The following is a 21,742-nucleotide window of genomic DNA, read 5'->3' on the forward strand; positions in this document are numbered from 1 at the left end:
GACTCCTTAACCACGACTGAGCACTTCTCTCAATTGGTAAAAAATACGCTGAAGAATAGTTAGTTCTTCCGTCACAATTTCAGCAGAACCCTGCATTTCTTGTTTAAAAGCCATAGTCTTTCCAAAAGAAGTATTCAGGTCTGCGATACTCACTTGTATAGCGTATTCAGCGAGACCCTGTTTAGGAACCGAAGAGATATTGGTCACAAAACCTTTGAGGCTACCCCATTCGGCGTGAGGATAGTTATCAATCTTAATAATAACCTTTTGGCCAATACTTACCTTTCCAGAATTCTGAACTGGTAAAACAACGCGGCCAATAATAGCACCAACCTTTACAGGGACTACCGTAAAGAGTACCGTTCCAACATTCACATTTTGATACTCATTCCAGATATCAAACAGTGTGACTCTTCCATTAATTGGGCTTTTTATAAGGTATCGTTGTTCCCAATCAGCTATTGCATTCTTTAAATTCTGAACCGCTTGCTCCAATGATTGATTATTATTGTATAGTGTTTCCTCATCGGAAAGTAGTAAACGAGTCTTGCTACCGTTAAGGTTAGAAATGCTAATCTTCGTGGTCGCGACCTGTACCTTAAGTCCTTCCAATCTCTGTTTATCACCCAGATAACTCCTTGATATGGACTCAAATTCAGCGGTAGAAATAATGGCGCTATCTAGCAAACTCAAGCTTCGGTGGTAAGCATTTAATGACAATTCGAGTTCTTTTTCGAATAATCGAATCTGGTTTTTCTGTTTTTCTAAAAGACCTAACTGCTCACTAATTTGGTCAGTTAATAAATTAGCCTGAATTAGATTTGGTTGATTCTTCAGATAAAGTAGGTAGTTCTGATATTGAGTAATAAACTGTGAATAAGCGTTTTGAATTTCACCTATCGACAGTGTTAAAGGATATCTGAGGTGCAAAGAATCCAAGTCAGAAGGAATTATTTTAAAGTCATCTATAAGCCGTCTGACCAATAGAACATCATTTAAAAGTGCTGTGTTCTCTATAACCGCCAAGACCTCGTCCTTGACAACAAGCTGATCAGGCTCAACAAAAATATCGGTGACCTTGCCCGTGCTTCTTGCCTCAATATATACTGGAGGGTCATAACTAGTAACAGTAATTCTAGCAGGTATAATATCATCGTAGCTGATCAACGCAGACCCTAGAATTATTAAAGACACGATTAACAGAACTACAGTAATCCCCCACCTGATGACCCAATTCGGTGCCTGACCCATTATTTCCGTCACTGCAGATGATCTGATATCTAAACCAGTCTTTTCAGATTTTTCTTTTGCCTCTGTTATCATGATCCTAGCTCCAATTGATTTTTCACAAGTTTATAGTAAGCACCTTTTTGACTTACCAGTGCGTCATGATCTCCTGTCTCAATAATTTGCCCCTTGTCCAAAACCAAAATTTGATCAGCATCTCTTACTGTACTTAATCGATGTGCGACAACAACTACGGTACGGCCTTGATAGAACTCTCCCAAATTCTCCATGATGGTTTTTTCATTATTCGCATCAAGGGCACTCGTAGCTTCATCAAAAAACAAGTACTTAGGATCCTTATATACGGCCCTTGCAATAAAAATACGCTGTGCTTGCCCTCCACTAATATTCACACCACTACCTCCAATTTTCGTTTCTAAACCTCCTGGTAGCTCTTCAATAAAGGTTTCGATATTTGCAATTCTTATGGCCTCTGCCAGTCTTTCATGATCAGTGCTACCATCAGAATCAGATTCAGTAATATTTCTTGAGATGGTATCACCAAACAGGAAGCCATCTTGCATAACGGTGCCACAAGATTTTCGCCAAGTCCTAATACTTAAGTCTTCTAATTTGGAAGCACCAACCTGAATGCTTCCACTTTCAGGTTCATAAAACCGAAGTAACAGTTTTAATAATGTGGTTTTGCCGCTACCACTTGTACCCACAATGGCCGTCACTTTTCCTTCAGGTATATTGCAACTGATATTGTCAAGTGCCAATGCCGAGCTCTTACTTCCATATCTAAAGTTTAAATTGCTCAATTTAATATTGGCGACAGACGGAAGTGTTTTAATATTGGTCTGAAAAGGGTCATCCTCATCTTCTTTGATATGAATCTCTCCTAGACGTTCAATACTAATCTTGGCATCCTGACCGGCTTGAATAAAAGAAATGAAGTTTTGAATGGGCATATTCAATTGGCCAATGATGTATTGCACCGATAACATCATTCCGAGCGTGAGTTCGCCTGAGATTACGGCACTAGCAGCAACAAAGGTGATGAGGATATTCTTCACTTCGTTAATGAATCCACCACCATTATTCTGGGTCTGAGAAAGTGCTAGACCTTTGACTGAAACCTTAAAGAGCTTTACTTGAATTGCCTCCCACTCCCACCTTCTTCTTCTTTCAGAACCGTTCAATTTAATCTCTTGCATCCCTGAAATCAATTGGTATATACTACTTTGGTTATCGGCAGATTGATCGAATCGCTTGTAGTCAAGCTCTTTTCTCCTCTTTAAGAATAATACCGTCCAACCTACATAAATCAAGGAACCTACCATGAAGATTGAGAAGATGGTCAGATTATAATAGGCCAAAACGACACCAAAAATGACCAAGTTGAAGGCCGAAAAAAGAGTATTCAAAGTTGTAGACGATAGGAAACTTTGAATTCTACTATGATCATGAATCCGTTGTACGATATCTCCTGTATTCTTTGAGTCGAAGAACGATATTGGCAAACGCATCAGCTTTATTAGAAAATCAGAGATCAGGTTAATGTTGATTCTGCTCGTCATATGCAGAAGCAACCAACCGCGTATAATACCGACAGTAGTTTGTGAGATAAACAAGGTCAACTGGGCAATTAACATTAGGTAGATAAATCCAATGTTCTGAAAGTTGATACCATAGTCAACTACTGATTGTGTGATAAAGGGGAAAATCAATTGGAGTAAACTACCTACCAATAGACCCAAAAACAGCTGTGATATATATCTGTGATATGGCTTGAAATACCTTAATAGAAACTTAAAACCAAACTTCTTCGTGTCGCGACTGTCCGCATTTTCATAAAACAGCGGTGTTGGCTCAAGCACTAATAAATAGCCTTCCGAACCAGACGGAGCTTCCTTACCCAACCAACCATTGAGAAACTCAGAAATACTATAGACAACCAGCCCATGGGCGGGATCCGCAACATAGACTTTACTCCTAGTTATTCTATACACCACGACAAAATGTCGCTGTCGCCAGTGTGCAATACAAGGCAGAAAAACATCTTCTTTAAAGGTTTCAAAATCAACTTTCACCGGAAGTGAATGAAAACCAAAGTTCTCAGCTGCTTCAGCAATACCCCCCAAAGAAACCCCATCTCGACCAATCGCGGATGCTGTTCTTAAACGGTCAGCTGAAATCTGTTTCCCATGAAATTTGGTAATCATCCTTAAACAAGTGGGACCACAGTCCATTTGGTCTAGCTGTTTGTAAAAGGGGAATTTCTTAAGTGGATTCATATGTCATTAAGACTTGCTAGGTATAGGATTATCCCCAGTGATTTTTAAGCGTCCTATATGACTGTTACAAAAAATGGGCTGAGGTAATCAATCGATAATTTTTTTTTAAAAGTGATTACCTCCATGGCATTTCTGACAACTCCTATCATAAACGCGGAAACCTATGTTACAGAAAAAAGACCTAGAGAAAAAACTAGAAGAGATTGCCCAAGCCTTAGAGACTAAACAGATGGAAAGCCCCCACCTTGGTGTACTAGCTGGCATTTCAGGGGTTGCCATGTTCTTCTTTTACTACGCCAAATACAAGCGAGACAATCATTATGGAACAGTCGGAAACCGAGTGCTTGAGGAGTGTCTTAATAGAATAAGCAATGGGTATAGTTTTCCCACCTATTGTACTGGAATTGCAGGAGTGGGTTGGGTTTTTGAACACCTATCGGAAAATAATTTCATTGAGATTAAAAATGATAAGCTTCTTCCTGATATAGAAGATCATCTCTATCATAAGATGAAAGAACGTATCTCAATAGGTCACTATGATTTCCTTCATGGAGCTATTGGCTATGGCGTTTACTTTCTTAAGCGTTACAAAAACACTCAATCAGAAAAGCTGAAAATAAAGTATGAGGCTTATTTAAAGGAGTTATTAGAAGGGTTAAAGGAAACCTCAGAAAAAGATAAGAGTGGCATCAAGTGGTCTTCCGAAATCAAAAAAGGCCAGAGTCCAGAAATTGTATATAATCTTAGCCTCTCACATGGCATGTCCAGCATCGTAAACTTTCTTGCACGGACCTATGAGTTTGACGAATTTCAAAGTTTAGCTTATCCTCTACTAAAGGGAAGTATAAGTTATATACTGTCTCAAGAAAAATCCATTGAACATTCACTATTTCCAAGTACTATTTCAAAAAATTCAAAAACAGTGCCTGTCGAATCACGCCTCTCATGGTGTTATGGCGACCTAGGTGTGGGCCTCTCGTTACATAAAGCATCTCAAATACTAAAAGATCAAGAACTCAGTGAAGATGCCAGCCGAATACTATTACATAGTACAAACAGAAAAGGCTTAAAAGCTTGTGGAGTAGTAGATGCCAGCCCCTGCCACGGTGCTTTTGGACTAGCTCAAATCTACGGAACCATGTTTAAGCTAACCAAGCTTAAAGCGTTGGGTAAGGCTACAGATTACTGGGTAAGCGAAGGCCTAAAATTAGCAATATATAAAGATGGGTACGCTGGCTTCAAACAACAAAGGTGGAATGACTCTCCTGTAAACGAAGTCAATCTACTAGAAGGAATAGCTGGTATTGGCTTATGTATTATATCCTATCTCTCTGACTTTGAGCCGAACTGGGAAGAGTCTTTGATGATTAAATAATTTAATGACCATGAAAAAGAACCCCTACAGAAGTTTTGATAAATGTGTAGTACGAACACCATTGCTCCCACTCTCTTACTTTAAAGAATTAACAAAAGAAGACAATGTAGATGTTGAGGATTTGAAGCAGACCTACGCTACAAATGCTATTATAAAGGAAGCTATTTTCCTAGCTTCTCCTACACTTTATGAACGACTTGAAAAATGGTGCTCGAATGAAATCACTGACAAGAAAGAGGCTGAAAAATTAGTTTATTCATTGCTTAAGTACTTAAGCCGTATGTCTTCGCGTTGTACTCCTTTTGGGTTATTTGCTGGGACTGGTATTGGATCTTTTAATGAGAGGACAAGTATAGAGTTGGAACCTTATGAAAAGTTCGGAAGGCATACACGTTTCGACATGAACTATTTAATTGCCCTGTCTCAGAATCTAGTAAGAGAGCCCTCAATCAAAAAGCAACTTCTCTTTTACCCAAATAGCAGTTTGTATAGGGTGGGAAACGAATGGCGTTACATAGAATACATCTATCATAACAAAAAGAGAAATCATCAAATGGTATCATTGGAGAATGATGATAACCTGCGAAGAATTATATCTGCCGCAAAGCCGGGGGCTTATCTCAGTGACTTGTCAAAACTGCTAGTAGATGACGAAATTACAACTGGAGATGCCATCGCCTTTATTGATGAACTCGTCAGTAGTCAGCTATTAGTTAGCGAGTTAGAGCCTTCCGTTTCAGGGCCAGAGTTTTCATTTCAACTAACAACTTATCTTAAAAAACTAAAAGGAATTCAATTACTACTAGAGACTTTTTCTCAAGCTAATCAAAACTTAGAATCGCTTGATAAAAAGTTAGGTAACCCTATCAAAAGTTATTTGAAAATAGCCAATTCTTTAAAAAATCTGGAAACCAAATTCGAGTTGAAGCACATGTTTCAAACAGACATGATACTGCATCTAAAAGAAAATCAGCTGGGCCACGCCACAATAGATAAAGCCTTAAAGGCACTGACACTATTTAACAAAATCACACCGCCAAGGGAGGAAACAATGCTTAGTCAATTTGGGAAAGCACTCTATGAACGCTATGAAAATAGAGAGGTGCCTTTAGCCAAAGCACTCGATATGGAGATAGGTATTGGCTATAAACAAAACCAAGGCAGCGGAGATGTAAACCAACTGATTGATGACATTGTAACACCAACGAGTAACAAGAATACATTTCAAAAAATTAGTTTAACCGCCTACCAAAAAATACTACATCAAAAGCTAATTGAAAGTATTAAACTTGAGTATCCTGTAATTCATTTAAGCGATAAGGATTTCGAAAAATTTGAGGTGAACTGGGACGACCTAGCTGACACAATATCAGCAATGATTCAAGTTGTTCAAGAGCAGGGGAATGATAAATTATTTATCTCTGGCTTTGGTGGATCATCATCGGCTAATCTTCTTGCTCGATTCTGTCATGGGGACAAAGAAATTAATCTTCATACACGGCACATTGTTGAGCGAGAGCATAAGATGAATCCGAATAAAATTCTTGCAGAAATTGTTCATCTTCCCGAATCTAGGGTGGGAAATATTTTGATGAGACCAGCATTCAGAAACTATGAAATACCATATTTGGCCAAATCAATTCTACCTACGGAAAAGCAACTAAGCATAGACGACCTTGTCATTAGTGCAAGACGTGATGGGCGAGTTACACTCAGGTCAATCTCAATGCAAAAAGAGGTTATTCCAAGACTTTCTAATGCCCATAACTTCTCTAACCAATCCCTGCCGATTTATAATTTCCTCGCAGACCTGCAAACTCAAGGGAGAAGAATGCTCGGCTTCGGTTGGGGTGGATTAGCTGAATTATATAAGTTCCTACCAAGAGTTGAATTCGAAGGAGTAATCTTAAGCAAAGCACAGTGGACTATCTCGAAAAAAGAGATTGAAAACCTCATGCTGGAAGATACCAGTGATGCCAAACTGAAAGTTGCACTGAAGTTATGGAAGAAAACTTATCAAATACCTCAATATGTATTATTGATAGAAAGTGACAACGAGTTGCTCATTAATACCGATAACCTCACAGCCGTGCGCATGCTACTCAACGAGGTAAAAAAGAAAGCACGGTTCAAACTAAGTGAGTTTCTCTTCGGAGAAGAAACAATAGTGAAACAGGGTTCAAACCAATACACCAATCAAATGATAATATCCTTTGTCAACACTCAAAAACAAAATGGCCATGAATAATATAGACACTGTTCAAAGGTCGTTTATGATAGGTGACTCTTGGCTTTATTATAAAGTATATACGGGTCATAAAACCGCAGACCGCATTCTGGCCGAGGTTATAAGACCACTAGCCCAACGGTTGTTAAATGAATGCATGATAGAAAAATGGTTCTTTATTCGTTATTCAGACCCTAAACCTCATTTAAGAATAAGGTTTTGCCTTAAAGATAAAGGGGCTGTTTCTTCAATCATCACATTGTTTTATGATAGCCTCTCACTTTATGTCAAAGAAGAGCTTGTCTGGAAATTTCAAATAGAGGATTATCATCGTGAATTAGAACGATATGGTCATAATACCATGGAAGAGGCTGAATCTCTATTTCAATACGACAGTCAATTTGTTGTAAGCCTATTGAACTTAATAGAGGGTGAAGAAGGAGAGGAGCTCAAGTGGCTTTTGGCATTACGCGGCATAGACAGCCTACTCAGTGCCTTTAATTATTCGTTAGAAGAAAAACTGAACTTAACCGATAAAATGAAAAACAGCTTTGCCAATGAATTTGGCATGTCAAGATTCCTTAAAAAACAGTTGGACGAAAAGTACAGGGTATTCCGAAAAAAAATAGATCAATTCTTGAACGAGAGCTTGCAACAAGAGCAAGAACTGGCTCCTATTCTAGTTTTGCTAAAACAAAGAGAAGTTGGTCTTAAGGCTGTAGCCAAACAAATAAGTCTGAAAGAAAAGGATCAAGTAATTCATATCTCAATTGATGACTTGATGTCTAGCTACATTCACATGTTTATGAATCGCTTGTTTCGATCACAAAATCGCAAGTATGAATTAGTGATTCATGACTTTCTCCACCGCTCTTACAATTCGCAACATGCCAGGCTCAGGCATCAGAAATCAGACCAACCTTGATATGAGAAAAGAAAATAACATACTCATACCAACAACTAAGGGCGTGCAACTCGAGAAGATCAAAAACATTCTTTGTGTATGTGCAGAAGGAAGTTATAGTGAACTCATTTTAACCTCAGGTGCCAAGCATATGATAAGTAAAAACCTATCGAATCTTACGAGCTTATTACCTGATCAAACATTCTTTAGGATTCATTCTTCAGTAATCATTAACATAAGTCATATAGTGGAAATCATTGAAAATGAAGTGGTCATGACAAATGATTTTCATTTTCCTATAGCACAACGTAGGAAGAAAGAGTTTCTCGAGTTTCTCAAAAGGAATTCTCTGGCCTTGTAGTAATCAGTTTTATGCTTTTGATCATCAGTTATACTCCCAGAATTATCGGATATAAAAGATGTTATATCCATTCATAATCTCGTTTTAATACTATATACATTGCTTTAATTAAAAAAATGTAAAACCTAAATTTAAAAAAATGAAAAAGCAAAAATTTAACGGAAAACTGAGATTAAAGAAAAATGTGATTTCTAATCTTAGTGCTGGTGCACTAAGGGGAGGTACGAATGACAGTTTCTTACCTCAATGCGAACTAACCTTTGACACTTGTAATACAGGTTCACTCTGTACATACGGTTGCCCTCCGATAGAAACGCAACATGTAGACTGTAGAACTGAACATGTCCAAACTGACTGTCGTTGTCTATAATAAAGATTAGGGGTAAGTCTTTGTCTATGGCAAGACTTACTCCATCTTTATAGTCCGTTCGTCTAGGGGTTAGGACATCAGGGTTTCATCCTGAAAAGAGAGGTTCGATTCCTCTACGGACTACTTTATTTTTTTAAATGCTTGCGAAAACTAAAATCATCCTTCAAATCAACATTTCCATAATTGTTTCATTTTAGTCTACCCTTTTTATACTAAAAATATTTAATTTCTCCTTGTTACTTTACAAATAAAATTCGTTTCATTTACAGCACAAGATTCCTGACCTGTTGCAATGGGAGAAAAAGAAAAAAGCTCAAAATTAGTTGAGCGAATACTTTCTGTCAATCCAAAAAAGAGAAGCACTGCTCTTACACAAGTCTATAATGAATGTTTTCCAATGGTAAAACGGTACATAGTCAAAAACAATGGCAGTGTAGAGGAAGCTAAAGACATTTTTCAAGAAACCATTACCATAGTCTATCATAATCTGATTGAACAAAAATACAGAGGAGAGTCCGCTTTAAACAAGTACATTATCGGCATAGCAAGAAACCTATGGCTGCTAAAGCTTCGCAAAAAAGACGTCCCTACGGTAACAATAGATGGACAGCACAGCTTAACTCAAGAGCCCGACGAAAAGTTAGATACGCATCTTGTAAGTTATGTCTTAGAGCACTTGAATTCAGGTTGTCGTAACATTCTCAAATGGTTTTATTTTGAAACTCAGAGCATGGAAGAGATAGCTAAAAATCTTAATCTTGGTAGCGCACAAGCTGCCAAAACAAAGAAATTAAGGTGCATGAAAAAATTGGCTAGCTTAATCAAAGAACACGGCCTAGAAAAACATCATTTCACACTATGAGCCAGAAAGACCAACACATAGATCTTTTTGATAAGTATCAGACCAATCAACTCTCTGAAAACGAAAGAATTGCTTTTGATGAGAGGATCCAAAATGATGCAGAGTTCTCGCAAGCGTTTGAGCAATATATTGCTGAGGTAAATGTAATTAAGGCAATAAGTGCTGGGGAGGAAATGCAGTCAATTATGAACAGCGACTCTAAAATTAGCCTTAAACCAACTATTCGTAGGTGGCTGATTCCGGTAAGCGTTGCTGCTGCAATCGCTTTGTTTCTAATATTCACACAAATTAGTCAACGCAATCATAACTCACTTTTTAATGAATATTTCACGCCATACCCTGATGCTGTGACAAGTCGAAACGTGGGAAATGGGCTGAGCAATGCCCTACATTTTTACTCACAACAAGAATACGCCAAAGCGTTAGAAGGTTTCGAAGCTCTTGCGGAAAGCGATACAGTAGAGTTTTACGAAGGCATCTGTTTACTCGCTCTCAAACGACCAGAAGAAGCACTTGACAAATTAAATACAATTGGAATCAATAGTATCTTTAGAAACCAATCCCAATGGTTCAAAGGACTGTCATTTTTGCTTCTTGAAGAAAGTGACTCAACTATCAAAAGCTTTGAGAAAATAAAAGCACTGAGCAAGTATAAGAAACAGTCTCTCGAACTTATAAAAAGGCTTCAATGATTTGTTTTAGTGCCTTGCATACATGTGATCAACTAGTGAAAGCAAAAAGAACAAAAAATAACTTGACCATATATGATTGAACAGTTGAAAGAACTCCGGTTAATCACTATTCTACTTATTTTAGGCGGTTTAGTTCACCCTCTCTTAAACTATCAATTAAGTGGTCAGGACAATGCTGAGCTTCTTATGGGAAAGGCTAAGGAATATTCTCAAATCTATGATTTTGATAATGCGATTGAGACATTAGAAAGGGCTTCATCCCTCTATTTGAAAAAACAAGATTCTCTCAACTATTTCTTTGCCAGAATAAAAGTAGCCTCCCAGCTTGCCAAAAAAAGAAGTTTTGAAGAAGCATATAGCGTCATTAGCGGTATTATTAATAGAAACGAGAATTCTCAAATACTATTAGAAGCATATATTACAAAGGCCGAAATCCTAAGGCTATCACGAAAATGGCCTGAAGTCTTGGAGACTCTTAACTCCACTTCGAGATTTATGGATGGAAACTCCTATAAGGGAGTTTTAGGGATTGCTCGTTCTAAGGTTATTCAGGGTAAAACCGAAGCAGCTACTGGAAAATTCACAGAGGCATTGACCTCCCTAACCGAAAGCCTTGCGATATATGACAGCTTAAATCTAAAACCTGAGCTCGCCCAAGTTTATTATGAACTTGGCAGAGTTAATTCAATGAACTCTGATCCTAATAATGCGCTCATTCACCTTAATAAAGCTGACTTAATAAATACTGCAGTCGCAAGCAGCAAAAAGAGTTTTTTTATAGCCAAGGTTTACTCACAACTTGGAATGGCATACTCGCAATTAGGAATGTATCCAAATGCATTACAAGAGCTCTTTAAAGCCACAGATATCGCAAGAGAGTTAAACCCAGAAAGTGAAGAGTTAATAATTGCTTTAACTAGAATTTCGGGGGTCTACAATGATATGGAACAGCCAAAAGAAGGAATATCTTCAATGAAAGAAGCAGCCAACCTTGCCGAACTTATCTACGGGCAGAACTCTTTAGAAACGATTGCCACCTATAGGGCTTTAGGAAGAGCTTACCTTGTAGACGGTGTATATAACGGAGCATACGAAATTGCTCGGAAAAATGCTTTGGCAAGTTACAATAAGGCTTTAGAATTATTGAAAACTCATTTCCCTGAAGAGCAAAAGAATCTTGCAACTTTGACCTACGATATAGGGACAGTTGAACTTTACTTTGGAAATGCAGATGAAGGGTTAAGGCTAATGGCTAATGGTTTGGAAATTGCCATGAAAATTCCTTTTGGTTTTAAGCCAAAGGCTACTAAACTGGCAAACGATTTGGCCGTTGCATTTTTATCTAAACCTGAAGGGCCTCAGCCTGATTCAGCCATGAAGTACTTTCAAAAAGCATTAGTGGCTAGTACTAAAAACTTCAAAAGTGAACTCCTTGAGATTAACCCGCAAATTGATGACGTGGTTACTACATATGAGTTTTATCGAGCAATCATTGGGAAGTCGTATTCAATGGATATTAAATACGAGATAGAACCTAAAACTGAGTTATTAACCTATGCTTTTGATGCTACACTAATAGCAGATAGCATTGCAAATAAACTGAGAGAATTACCGCTAGGTTATACTAATAAGACCATACTAAATTCTGGAATTGCGGAAAGTCAACATTATGCTATCAGAATTGCGCACAAACTTTTTGAGATTACAGCTGATTATAAGTATGCAGAGTTTGCCTACACCTTCTTTGAAAAAAGTAAAGCTAATCAGGCATTTTTTGATCTTAATCCACCAGATATCCCCAAATCTTACATAGATCAAGAAGAAGCGATCGGCAAGGAACTCTCTTTGTTAGAAACGCTTGTTTATACCAAGGAAAGCAAGATAGAGAACTTGGATAATCGAAAGTTGAAAGACCTTAAGGAACGCATATTACAATTAAACAAGCAATTGTTAGGACTAAGGCAAAAAATCAAGCGCGATTTCCCTAACTACTACTCATTAAAGTACAATAACAATTATTTGAATATTGATGAGACAAGAGAAAAGCTATTGGGCGATAAAGAACTCCTTTTAAACTACAATATCTTTGGCAGAAGTATGTATTCATTCAGAATTGATAAATCAGGGTTCGATTTTATTAAGCACCTAGACGGGTCAGATTCCACCTTATTTAAGTACATAGATCAATTTACAAGGCAACTAAAAAGGCCTGGTAGTACTCCCCAAAATATTTCAGAAATGAAGTCTTCATCTTCCAAATTATCTGAATTATTATTTACTGACTCTTTGGATTTTAGTCGTTACAATAAGGTTACTATAATTGCTGATGGCATACTTCATAAAATTCCTTTTGAGGTTCTACTGACGAAAGGAGTTGATGCAGAATTAGAGGACCATGACCTACCCTTTCTAATAAAGACCCATGATGTTAGATATGCTACCTCTGCCACTTCTTTAAAACAACTTAATTCATCAAAAAAGCATTCTGGCCAAAAAGTCTTAGCCTTCGCTCCTTTATTCAATATCAAAAGCACAAACAACCCATCAAATTTTGATTCGACAAGAGCAACTATGGGAAATCTTGCCTATACCCAAGGCGAAGTGACAGCTATAAAAGATCATTTTGATACCAAGCTTCTTTTAGACCTCGAAGCGACTGAAAGAGCCTTCCGAAAAAATGCATCCGATTATGCAGTAGTGCACTTGGCTACTCATGGCATAATTGATGAGGAAAATTCTCTATACTCAAGGTTACTGTTTTCTCCATTTGATCAGGACTCTATTAGTGATGGGTACTTAAATATGAGGGAAATTCTTGGCTTAGATGTTCCAGCGAACATGGTTGTCCTCAGCGCTTGTAATTCAGGTTCAGGTAAAATATTATCAGGAGAAGGTGCTTTAAGTATTGCGAATGGCTTCTTCTACGCGGGTGCTAAAAGTGTGATAATGACGCATTGGACAGCTAACGACAATAGCACCGCGAATATAATGGGTGCTTTTTACAGTTACCTAGCTAAGGGTCAAACCAAAAGTCAAGCTATGAGAAATGCCAAATTGGCTTATCTAAGAGAAAATGACGGCCTCTTGGCACATCCTTATTATTGGGCGCACTTCACAGTAAATGGCGATGACAGTCCTATTGTAAAAGCGGGTATTGCCTGGTACTATTGGATAATCATTTTATTGATAAGCATAGGTGTAATAGGCTTGATGATAAGAAGAAAGAAAACTGCTTTATCACTGACTGAATAAATTGTTCATCTTCATTTTCATTCCTTAACTTTGTGGAAGTGAAAAAGATACATGAGATGAAGAAGCATTACTTATTACTGGCACTGACCGTATTACTTTTTAGTGCCTGTGACTCGGGTAAGAAAGAAATTACGATATCGTCAGATGTATATCATGACTCAATGGAGAAACTCTCAGAGGTCATTGTTCATGACATATTTTCGCCACCTGTGGCAAGCCGAATTTATGCCTACCCGAGTATCGGTATGTACGAAATTTTGGCTAAAACCGACCCAGCTTACAAAAGTCTGGCAGGGCAATTAACAGAGCTCACGGCCATCCCTGAACCTACAGAAGAAGTGAGCTATGAACTGGCTGCACTTGAAGCATTTATTAAGCTTGGTACCAACTTCATTTTCTCTGAGGAGAAAATGGATACCTACAAAGCCGAACTATTCAAAGAGCTAAAGAAAGGGGTGAATAAAACTTATTTTAATGCCTCTTTGGCTTATGGAGATCAAGTAGCGGAACATATCTTGGCTTGGGCCGATGGCGATATGTACAAGCAAACACGTACTTTCCCCAAATTTACAGTAACTGATGACCCGACCAGATGGCAACCAACCCCTCCCGGGTATATGGAGGCAATCGAACCAAGTTGGTCTAGAATAAGACCGTTTGCGATCGATTCGGCTACACAGTTTGTTCCCGAACGACCTACTCCTTTTGATATGACTGTTGGAAGCCCTTTTTACAAAGAGGTTATGGAAGTGTATACTGTGGGTAATAACCTATCTGAAGAGGAAAAAGAAATTGCCTCTTTCTGGGATTGCAATCCCTATGTAATGAATGTGACGGGTCATGTAATGGCTGCGACTAAAAAGATTACACCGGGTGGACACTGGATAGGCATTGTGAAAATTGCTTGTCAGAAAGAAGAAACCCAGCCTATGAAAACAGCAGCTGCCTATGCTTTGACCTCAATCGCCTTAGCAGATGGATTTATTAGCTGTTGGGATGAGAAATTTAGAAGTAATCTGATCAGACCAGAGACCCTGATCAATAAGCATATTGATGAAGAATGGTTGCCACTATTGCAAACGCCTCCATTTCCAGAATATACCAGCGGCCACTCTGTAATCTCAAATGCAGCGGCTATAGCTTTAAGTTCAATTTTTGGAGACAACTTCGCTTTTGACGATGATACGGAAGTTAAATATGGTCTTCCTATCCGATCATTTACTTCATTTATCGATGCCTCAGAAGAAGCGGCTATCAGCAGGATGTACGGCGGGATTCATTACATGCCGGCCATTGCAAATGGCGTGACTCAAGGGAAAGCACTTGGGAAATATGTAATCGATAAAGTGTCGCTAAAAAATGAAAGCATAGCGCAGAAAGAAGACTAAGAATAATTCAAATTTCAAAAAAAGCCAGTGTCTATGCACTGGCTTTTTTTGTTGCACAATATGCCGTTTACTGGCCAAAAACTATGATTTCCAATAGCAATAGCGTATACTTATAGGTATGTCTTTTTGCAATCGATTGCATAAAAGTCCTACTTCAACCTTAACAAGAGCAAATGGAAACTATTGGACTGGGGAACATCGATATTGCTATTATCGTGGTGTATCTCGTGGGTATCGTTTGGTATGGTATCCGAAAAGGAAAGCAAGAAAGTTCTGAGGATTATTTTTTGGCAGGTCGTAACATGGCTTGGCCAATTGTCGGTATTTCGCTTTTTGCAGCAAACATCGGTAGTAATACACTCATTGGACTTACTTCTGACGCCTTCAATACCGACGTAGCCGTTTATAACTATGAGTGGATGGCCGCGGTGGTCCTAGTCATTTTTGCCATTTTCTTTCTCCCCTTCTACCTCAAATCCAAGGTCTATACCATGCCTGAGTTCTTGGAAAGAAGGTACGATACAAGAACACGATATCTGTTTTCAGGAATTACCATTATAGGTAATGTTATCATTGATACGGCCTCTGGTCTGTATGCAGGAAACCTGATTCTTAAAATTATTTTCCCAGACATGCCATCTTGGATCATCATTGCACTTCTGGCCTTTGCGGCCGCGGCTTATACCATTCCTGGTGGTTTATCATCAGTGGTTCACACAGAGGTAATTCAAGCTGTCCTCCTCATTTTTGGCTCCGTACTCGTGACTTACTTTGCTTTCAACGAAGTCGGTGGGTGGAGAGCTATGATCGATGGACTAAATGCATTGAACGAATCTGGCGGAATAGATAAAAATGCTGGAGAAGTCCTGAGTCTCATACGGCCAGCTTCCGATGAATCCATGCCTTGGCCTGGCCTGCTTTTTGGTGTTCCATTACTCGGATTCTATTTCTGGGCCAACAACCAATTTATGGTACAAAGAGTACTGTCAGCAAAAGATCTTAACCATGGCCGTTGGGGCGCAATTTTCGCTGGGCTTTTAAAATTACCAGTGCTATTTATTATGGTAATTCCAGGCGTATTGGCCATTCTTTTGTTCTCTGATACTGATATAAGCTTCCTAAACTATCCAATCCCAGTAGAAGGAGGGTTCGAAACATGTGGTGCCTTAGCGGATTGTCCTAATATGACCTATCCTGTGCTAATTTATTCCTTACTACCTACAGGTATCTTAGGGCTTGTGATAGCCGGTTTATTAGCCGCCATGTCATCGAGTATATCGGCCACGCTGAACTCTGCCTCTACCTTGATTACCATGGATTTTGTGCAAAAACTTAAGCCAGGAATCAGTTCAAAAGGACTTGTAAGAGCCGGTCAGATCGCTACCATAGTACTCGTAATACTTGCGGCGATCTGGGCACCGATGATAGAATCCTTCCGATCGTTATGGACTTACTTACAACAGATTCTAGGCTTTATATCACCACCAATTGTCGCTGCGTTTGTTATGGGTCTATTTAGTAGAAGATCGAACGCAAATGGCGGCTTTTGGAGTTTAGTCCTTTCTTATGCGCTGGTGCTGGTTTGGATAGGCTACTGTTTCATGACTTATGGAGGAATCAGTACTGGTGACACGGGAGTACATTTCCTATACATAGTGCCAACACTATTCGTAATCGCCTTAATAATAAATGCCGTGGTGAGTTCATTTAGTCCAGCACCAACCGACGAGAAGCTTGAAGGCATGATTTGGAGCAAACAAATCTACCGCGACGAAACCAAAGAATTGGTTGGGCTTCCTTGGTATAAAAATTACAGAGTACTTTCAGTATTATTGCTCATTTTGACAGCTATAATAGTTATTTCGTTTATTTAAATTTGTGTAGAAACTAATCCTCGATCGACGTGAGTCTGGTCGAGGGTTTTTTAATTCTTAGCAGAATTTTCAAAGAACTTAACGCGCAAACTTCAAGCTGAGCACAGCCTCATGTATCATCCTACCGCACACCTTTTACTTAAAAAGCTGCTCCCAGAATTAAAAAAAGCAGCTGGTGATCAATCGATCGCTGATTTTGAAAGAAGATATGTTGCTCTGTTTAGTGACATTTACGACCGATTTCATCAATTGTATGGACAACACCCTGATGCTGTAGAGGCATTTGAAAAATTGAGTCAAGTACTACTCAACGGTTTCTTAAAAAGACCGAGCTACCTTAAAAAGTCCGACTTAGAAAGAGAAACAAACCCGGCCTGGTTTCGAAGCCAAGAAATCAATGGTATGATGCTCTATGTCGATCGCTTCAACAAAGACTTAAAGGGCTTATCTGAAAAAGTAGGTTACTTCGAAGAGCTTGGTATTAATTTCTTGCATTTGATGCCAGTTTTGGAAAGCCCAAAGGTGAAGAATGATGGTGGTTATGCGGTGAGTAACTATCGAAAAATAGACCGTCGATTTGGCACCAATGCTGACTTTAAAAAAACTGCCAAAACACTAAGAGATCGAGGAACGATACTTATGCTTGATTTAGTAGTCAATCACACGTCCGATGAACATGAATGGGCCGTGAAAGCGAAATCTGGCGACCAAAAATATCAAGACTTTTACTACGCTTTCGAAGACCGATCGATACCCTATATGTACGAGCGATCTATGCCGGAAGTCTTTCCAGAAAGCGCCCCAGGGAATTTCACCTTCAACGAGGAAATGCAAAAGTGGGTCATGACGGTTTTCAACACCTATCAATGGGATCTGAACTATACAAACCCACATGTATTGGTGGAAATGCTAGATGTTATTCTGCACCTCGCTAATATGGGAGTAGATGTGTTCAGAATGGATGCCGTAGCCTTCGTTTGGAAACAGATCGGCACTGCATGTCAGAATCTACCACAGGCCCACCTAATTCACCAGCTCTTTAAACTTTGTACGCAAATAGCAGCACCGGGAGTAGCCTTTTTAGCGGAAGCCATAGTTGCCCCTACTGAAATTGTAAAATACTTCGGGCAGTCTAAGGTTTGGAGTAATGAACATGATATTGCCTACAATGCCACGCTGATGGCCTTACTCTGGAATTCATTGGCTACACGAAGTACAAGAGTGATGAAAGCGAGCTTGAGGGATGTACCTGCGAAACCCAATGGCACCACTTGGATAAATTATGCTCGCTGCCATGATGATATCGGAATGGGTTTTGAAGACAGACACATTCAAGAAGCTGGATTTGACGCTGGTGCACACAGGCAGTTCTTGACCAAATTCTTGACGGGTGATTTCCATGGCTCATTTGCCAAAGGCTTGCCTTTCATGTACAACCCTAAAACTGGTGATGCACGAATTTCAGGTGCCATGGCCTCATTAGCTGGACTGGAACAAGCACTAGAAGAAGATAACAAATTGGGCATCAGACGGGCGATAGACCGTATCAATTTGATGCACTCCATTATCCTTTCTTATGGTGGAATTCCTGTGATTTATGCAGGTGACGAAATTGCTACCCTTAATGATTATTCTTTTCTAAAAGACGATGCCAAAAGTGATGACAATCGTTGGATGCATCGGCCAGAGATGGATTGGAAAAAATCGAAAAAGAGAAACACAAAGAAATCTGTTGAATTCGAAGTTTTTCAGTCGTTGAAAAAGATGATAGCCGTCAGAAAAACGGTAGCTGAATTTGCAGATCATAACAATACACACTTGATAGAAGTATCGAACGATCATGTTTTCGCTTTTGAGAGAAAATTTGAGTCAAAAAGTACTTTTGTCGTTGCCAATTTTAAGGACTCCGATCAAGAGATCTATCCTCATTTGGTGTTTCCGCAAACAGGAGTAAATCCTTTTAAAATGGTGGACCGAATAACTGGAAAGTCCGTAAAAGCGGTTGAGGGAAAGATTATGCTCAAACCTTATCAATACTATTGGTTAACAAATAAATAAGATCCATGAAAAGAGTCTGGTGGAAAGAGAGTATAGTCTATCAAATCTATCCTAGAAGTTTCAATGATGCTAACAATGATGGCATCGGTGACATACCGGGGATTATCGAAAAGCTAGATTACATTGCTTCTTTGGGCATAGATGTTATCTGGCTTTGCCCCGTTTATAAATCGCCAAACGACGACAATGGCTATGATATTTCGGACTATAGAAACATCATGGACGAGTTCGGTTCTATGGCCGACTTTGATCTGCTTTTGGAGGGCATCCATGAGCGAGGCATGAAGATTATCATGGATTTAGTGGTTAACCACAGTTCTGACGAACACGCTTGGTTTGAAGCCTCAAAATCTTCAAAAGACAATCTATATCGTGATTACTATATCTGGAAACCCGGCAAAAATGGTGGTCCTCCAAACGACTGGGAAGCATTTTTTGGAGGTTCGGCGTGGCAATACGATGAAAAAACAGAGGAGTATTACTTACACCTTTTTACTACCAAACAGCCTGACCTTAATTGGGAGAATCCGAAAGTTCAGTCAGAGGTAAATGACATCGTAAAATATTGGTTCGATAAAGGGGTTGATGGTTTTAGAATGGACGTGATATCACTCATCTCCAAACGCCCTGAATACAGCGATATGATATCTCCTGTATTTGAGGAGACGATTGCTAAGCAATATGCCAATGGCCCAAGAGTACATGAGTTTTTGCGCAATTTGAATAAGGAAGTGCTGTCGAAATATGACATCATGACTGTTGGGGAAGGACCTGGAATTACATTGGAGCATGGGCTCGATTATGTGGGAGAAGATCGCGAAGAATTGAATATGGTTTTCCACTTCGATCATATGTTTATGGATATGGGTGAAGGGGGAAAGTTCGATCCGATACCTTATTCTCTGGTTGAATTTAAGAATGTATTCAACCAATGGGACGAAAAATTAGCGGGTAAAGGCTGGGGCAGTATATTCCTTGGCAATCATGATTTCCCAAGAATTGTTTCGCGTTTTGCTTCTGACCAAGAGCACCGAATAAAAGCGGCAAAACTGCTGGCTTCTATGTTACTTTCCATGCGTGGCACGCCTTACATCTACCAAGGAGATGAGATCGGCATGACCAATGTAGCCTTTGAATCGCCGTCTGATTACAGAGATATAGAAACCCTTAATTATTTCAAATCGCTGGAAGCTGATAACAAAAACCCATTGGACTACATTCACAATGTTCATAAAATGGGAAGGGATAATGCCAGAACTCCGATGCAGTGGACGGATGGCAAAAATGCAGGTTTTTCTGAACAGACGCCATGGATTAATTTGAATCCGAATTTCCCTGATATCAATGTTGAAGACCAAGAAAGGAATACGGAGTCGGTATTGAATTTTTACCGAAGAATGATTCAATTCAGAAAAGACAACCCAACTTTAGTTTATGGCGATTATGAGTCGATTGAGAATAATCATGAGCAAATCTACGCTTACCGAAGATGGGACGAGACTAATGAGTACTTAGTCGTGCTAAACTTTTCTGATCAGGAAGTAGATTTCAACCCGATCATTACTGGACTAGAACTATTGATTTACAATTATTCTGATGCTACAGAAGATCTGTTAATGCGACCTTGGGAAGCCAAAATATTTAGGGTAAACGACTAGTTATCTTCTACTATTCTAATCTTTAAAAAAGTATAATAATCTCGTTCGTCCTGATATTCTCGACGAACCCAGATATACCCGTTTTTGTCTCCAAAATATCGGTAATCCGTTGTGCCTAAGTCCCAAGAAATGGGGCCTTTAAACCCTTCTCTGTCAAAAAGCAAGAATTCAGACTTTATGTATTTCTTCTCTAATTGCTTGAGCTCAGGAGATTCGTACCAACGAGGTAATTTCCTCAGGGCTTTAAATTCAGGTTCAGGTATCAGACCTTGATACTTCACTATGAACCGATCTCCAAGACTGTAAACATTTGATATAACCTTCAACTTATTCGGTGCCTCTTTAGCGTCAAAAGGAACTGGTTCGATAATAGGCCAATACGCTTCTGGCAACGTTAAGGTGGCCATTATACTATCACGTTCCGCGTCCATAATGTAGATGTTTTTGTCTGCTTCATAGCCTATCACAAACTCGCTACCATCCAAATGATCTATGGTAGGAAAACCATTGCCTAAGTATTCTCCACCTGTTCTATAAATACTTTCTTCGGGCTTGCCAAAAATGGGTTGTGTGGACTGTGAACCGAAGTCTAACTTAAAAACTATTTGAGCACTGTCATGATATTCTTGGTTACGGCTAACCTGGCCAAAAGCAATAGGCATTAAAGAAACAACACCTAATTTATCCCCTGAAGAGTAAGTCAAAATACGTCTTGGATTGTAGTTTAATGTAAGCTGACCTCCAGTTTCAACAGGATGTGCAATTCTTTGAACACGTTTACCAGCTGGGGAATAACGGTAAGTATGGGTCCAGCCATAGCCAACAATTTCATCTTGGCCATAAAAACTCCAACCAGAGCTTCCATTTCCTATGTAATTAGGGCCTTCGACAAAGGGATTAAAACTCACTTTTACTTCTCCTTCCCTATCTACCACAAGCATATCGCCTTGCTGCTCATCCATCAATAACAGGGTCTCATTATTGGCATTATACGCTTGCATAGAAACAACTGAAAGTCTTTGAACAACCACAGAATCAGCTATTTCAGCTTTATAATTGGAGATTGCCTCGCCATTGTTATTAGCCTCTTCAGTAGAACTGCTGCAGCCATAAAATAGGGCGACGATTAACACCAAAATCGAGAATTGATAAATCGGTTTGTGCATTGCTTATCTATTTATAAATTATGAGAAG

Annotated in this window: 15 protein-coding genes and 1 tRNA gene; 13 read left to right on the plus strand and 3 right to left on the minus strand. The window is 39.1% G+C overall.

Annotated features, from left to right (window positions below):
• Positions 1 to 6: 6 nt before the first annotated feature.
• Both BFP71_RS04370 and BFP71_RS04375 read right to left on the minus strand, forming a co-directional pair.
• A complete protein-coding gene (locus BFP71_RS04370; protein ID WP_069834207.1) occupies positions 7 to 1,323 on the minus strand; it encodes an HlyD family secretion protein in 1,317 nt (438 codons plus the stop codon).
• Entirely contained in the window at positions 1,320 to 3,527 is a 2,208-nt protein-coding gene (locus BFP71_RS04375) for a peptidase domain-containing ABC transporter (RefSeq protein WP_069834208.1), read from the minus strand. Before BFP71_RS04375 ends, BFP71_RS04370 begins: the two co-directional genes overlap by 4 nt.
• 163 nt (positions 3,528 to 3,690) lie before the next feature.
• Between BFP71_RS04375 and BFP71_RS04380 the strand changes: the two genes are divergently transcribed.
• From BFP71_RS04380 to BFP71_RS04435, 13 genes are all read left to right on the plus strand, one after another.
• Positions 3,691 to 4,902, plus strand: a complete 1,212-nt coding sequence (locus BFP71_RS04380; protein WP_069834209.1) for a lanthionine synthetase C family protein — start codon at positions 3,691 to 3,693, stop codon at positions 4,900 to 4,902.
• Positions 4,903 to 4,912: 10 nt separating this feature from the next.
• On the plus strand, positions 4,913 to 7,150 hold the full coding sequence (locus BFP71_RS04385) for a lantibiotic dehydratase family protein (protein ID WP_176723317.1): 2,238 nt from the start codon (positions 4,913 to 4,915) through the stop codon (positions 7,148 to 7,150).
• Complete coding sequence (locus tag BFP71_RS04390) at positions 7,143 to 8,054, plus strand: thiopeptide-type bacteriocin biosynthesis protein (RefSeq protein ID WP_176723318.1); 912 nt, start codon at positions 7,143 to 7,145, stop codon at positions 8,052 to 8,054. Before BFP71_RS04385 ends, BFP71_RS04390 begins: the two co-directional genes overlap by 8 nt.
• A gap of 1 nt (position 8,055) precedes the next feature.
• Entirely contained in the window at positions 8,056 to 8,394 is a 339-nt protein-coding gene (locus tag BFP71_RS04395) for a LytR/AlgR family response regulator transcription factor (protein ID WP_069834212.1), read from the plus strand.
• A 139-nt stretch (positions 8,395 to 8,533) separates the two neighbouring features.
• Positions 8,534 to 8,764 (plus strand): class I lanthipeptide, encoded by a 231-nt coding sequence (locus BFP71_RS19235; protein WP_141719672.1) that lies wholly within the window; start codon positions 8,534 to 8,536, stop codon positions 8,762 to 8,764.
• Positions 8,765 to 8,815: 51 nt separating this feature from the next.
• Positions 8,816 to 8,887, plus strand: a tRNA-Glu gene (locus tag BFP71_RS04400).
• 169 nt (positions 8,888 to 9,056) lie between these two features.
• Positions 9,057 to 9,626 carry an RNA polymerase sigma factor gene (locus BFP71_RS04405; RefSeq protein WP_069834213.1) on the plus strand — a complete coding sequence of 190 codons (570 nt, stop codon included), beginning with the start codon at positions 9,057 to 9,059 and terminating at the stop codon, positions 9,624 to 9,626.
• On the plus strand, positions 9,623 to 10,318 hold the full coding sequence (locus BFP71_RS04410; RefSeq protein ID WP_069834214.1) for a hypothetical protein: 696 nt from the start codon (positions 9,623 to 9,625) through the stop codon (positions 10,316 to 10,318). The genes BFP71_RS04405 and BFP71_RS04410 overlap by 4 nt, the downstream gene beginning before the upstream one ends.
• 72 nt (positions 10,319 to 10,390) lie before the next feature.
• Positions 10,391 to 13,570: a CHAT domain-containing protein gene (locus BFP71_RS04415; RefSeq protein ID WP_069834215.1), complete on the plus strand. Its 3,180-nt coding sequence runs from the start codon at positions 10,391 to 10,393 to the stop codon at positions 13,568 to 13,570.
• Positions 13,571 to 13,608: 38 nt separating this feature from the next.
• A complete protein-coding gene (locus tag BFP71_RS04420) occupies positions 13,609 to 14,958 on the plus strand; it encodes a vanadium-dependent haloperoxidase (protein ID WP_245701816.1) in 1,350 nt (449 codons plus the stop codon).
• 173 nt (positions 14,959 to 15,131) lie between these two features.
• A complete protein-coding gene (locus BFP71_RS04425) occupies positions 15,132 to 16,832 on the plus strand; it encodes a sodium:solute symporter (RefSeq protein WP_069834217.1) in 1,701 nt (566 codons plus the stop codon).
• 111 nt (positions 16,833 to 16,943) lie between these two features.
• Entirely contained in the window at positions 16,944 to 18,890 is a 1,947-nt protein-coding gene (locus tag BFP71_RS04430) for an amylosucrase (RefSeq protein WP_069834218.1), read from the plus strand.
• Between the two features lie 5 nt (positions 18,891 to 18,895).
• The gene (locus BFP71_RS04435) at positions 18,896 to 20,548 is read left to right on the plus strand and encodes a glycoside hydrolase family 13 protein (RefSeq protein WP_069834219.1); all 1,653 of its coding nucleotides are present in this window, start codon (positions 18,896 to 18,898) and stop codon (positions 20,546 to 20,548) included.
• Here the strand turns inward: BFP71_RS04435 and BFP71_RS04440 are convergent.
• A complete protein-coding gene (locus BFP71_RS04440; protein ID WP_069834220.1) occupies positions 20,545 to 21,714 on the minus strand; it encodes a hypothetical protein in 1,170 nt (389 codons plus the stop codon). The genes BFP71_RS04435 and BFP71_RS04440 overlap by 4 nt on opposite strands.
• Positions 21,715 to 21,742 lie beyond the last annotated feature (28 nt).

This window comes from Roseivirga misakiensis, from assembly GCF_001747105.1.
Classification (GTDB): domain Bacteria; phylum Bacteroidota; class Bacteroidia; order Cytophagales; family Cyclobacteriaceae; genus Roseivirga; species Roseivirga misakiensis.

Excerpts from the sequence above, each read along its gene's own strand:
- BFP71_RS04370 (WP_069834207.1), bottom strand. The coding sequence starts at position 1,323 with ATGATAACAGAGGCAAAAGAAAAATCTGAAAAGACTGGTTTAGATATC.
- BFP71_RS04375 (WP_069834208.1), bottom strand. The coding sequence starts at position 3,527 with ATGAATCCACTTAAGAAATTCCCCTTTTACAAACAGCTAGACCAAATG.
- BFP71_RS04380 (WP_069834209.1), top strand. The coding sequence starts at position 3,691 with ATGTTACAGAAAAAAGACCTAGAGAAAAAACTAGAAGAGATTGCCCAA.
- BFP71_RS04385 (WP_176723317.1), top strand. The coding sequence starts at position 4,913 with ATGAAAAAGAACCCCTACAGAAGTTTTGATAAATGTGTAGTACGAACA.
- BFP71_RS04390 (WP_176723318.1), top strand. The coding sequence starts at position 7,143 with ATGAATAATATAGACACTGTTCAAAGGTCGTTTATGATAGGTGACTCT.
- BFP71_RS04395 (WP_069834212.1), top strand. The coding sequence starts at position 8,056 with ATGAGAAAAGAAAATAACATACTCATACCAACAACTAAGGGCGTGCAA.
- BFP71_RS19235 (WP_141719672.1), top strand. The coding sequence starts at position 8,534 with ATGAAAAAGCAAAAATTTAACGGAAAACTGAGATTAAAGAAAAATGTG.
- BFP71_RS04405 (WP_069834213.1), top strand. The coding sequence starts at position 9,057 with ATGGGAGAAAAAGAAAAAAGCTCAAAATTAGTTGAGCGAATACTTTCT.
- BFP71_RS04410 (WP_069834214.1), top strand. The coding sequence starts at position 9,623 with ATGAGCCAGAAAGACCAACACATAGATCTTTTTGATAAGTATCAGACC.
- BFP71_RS04415 (WP_069834215.1), top strand. The coding sequence starts at position 10,391 with ATGATTGAACAGTTGAAAGAACTCCGGTTAATCACTATTCTACTTATT.
- BFP71_RS04425 (WP_069834217.1), top strand. The coding sequence starts at position 15,132 with ATGGAAACTATTGGACTGGGGAACATCGATATTGCTATTATCGTGGTG.
- BFP71_RS04430 (WP_069834218.1), top strand. The coding sequence starts at position 16,944 with ATGTATCATCCTACCGCACACCTTTTACTTAAAAAGCTGCTCCCAGAA.
- BFP71_RS04435 (WP_069834219.1), top strand. The coding sequence starts at position 18,896 with ATGAAAAGAGTCTGGTGGAAAGAGAGTATAGTCTATCAAATCTATCCT.
- BFP71_RS04440 (WP_069834220.1), bottom strand. The coding sequence starts at position 21,714 with ATGCACAAACCGATTTATCAATTCTCGATTTTGGTGTTAATCGTCGCC.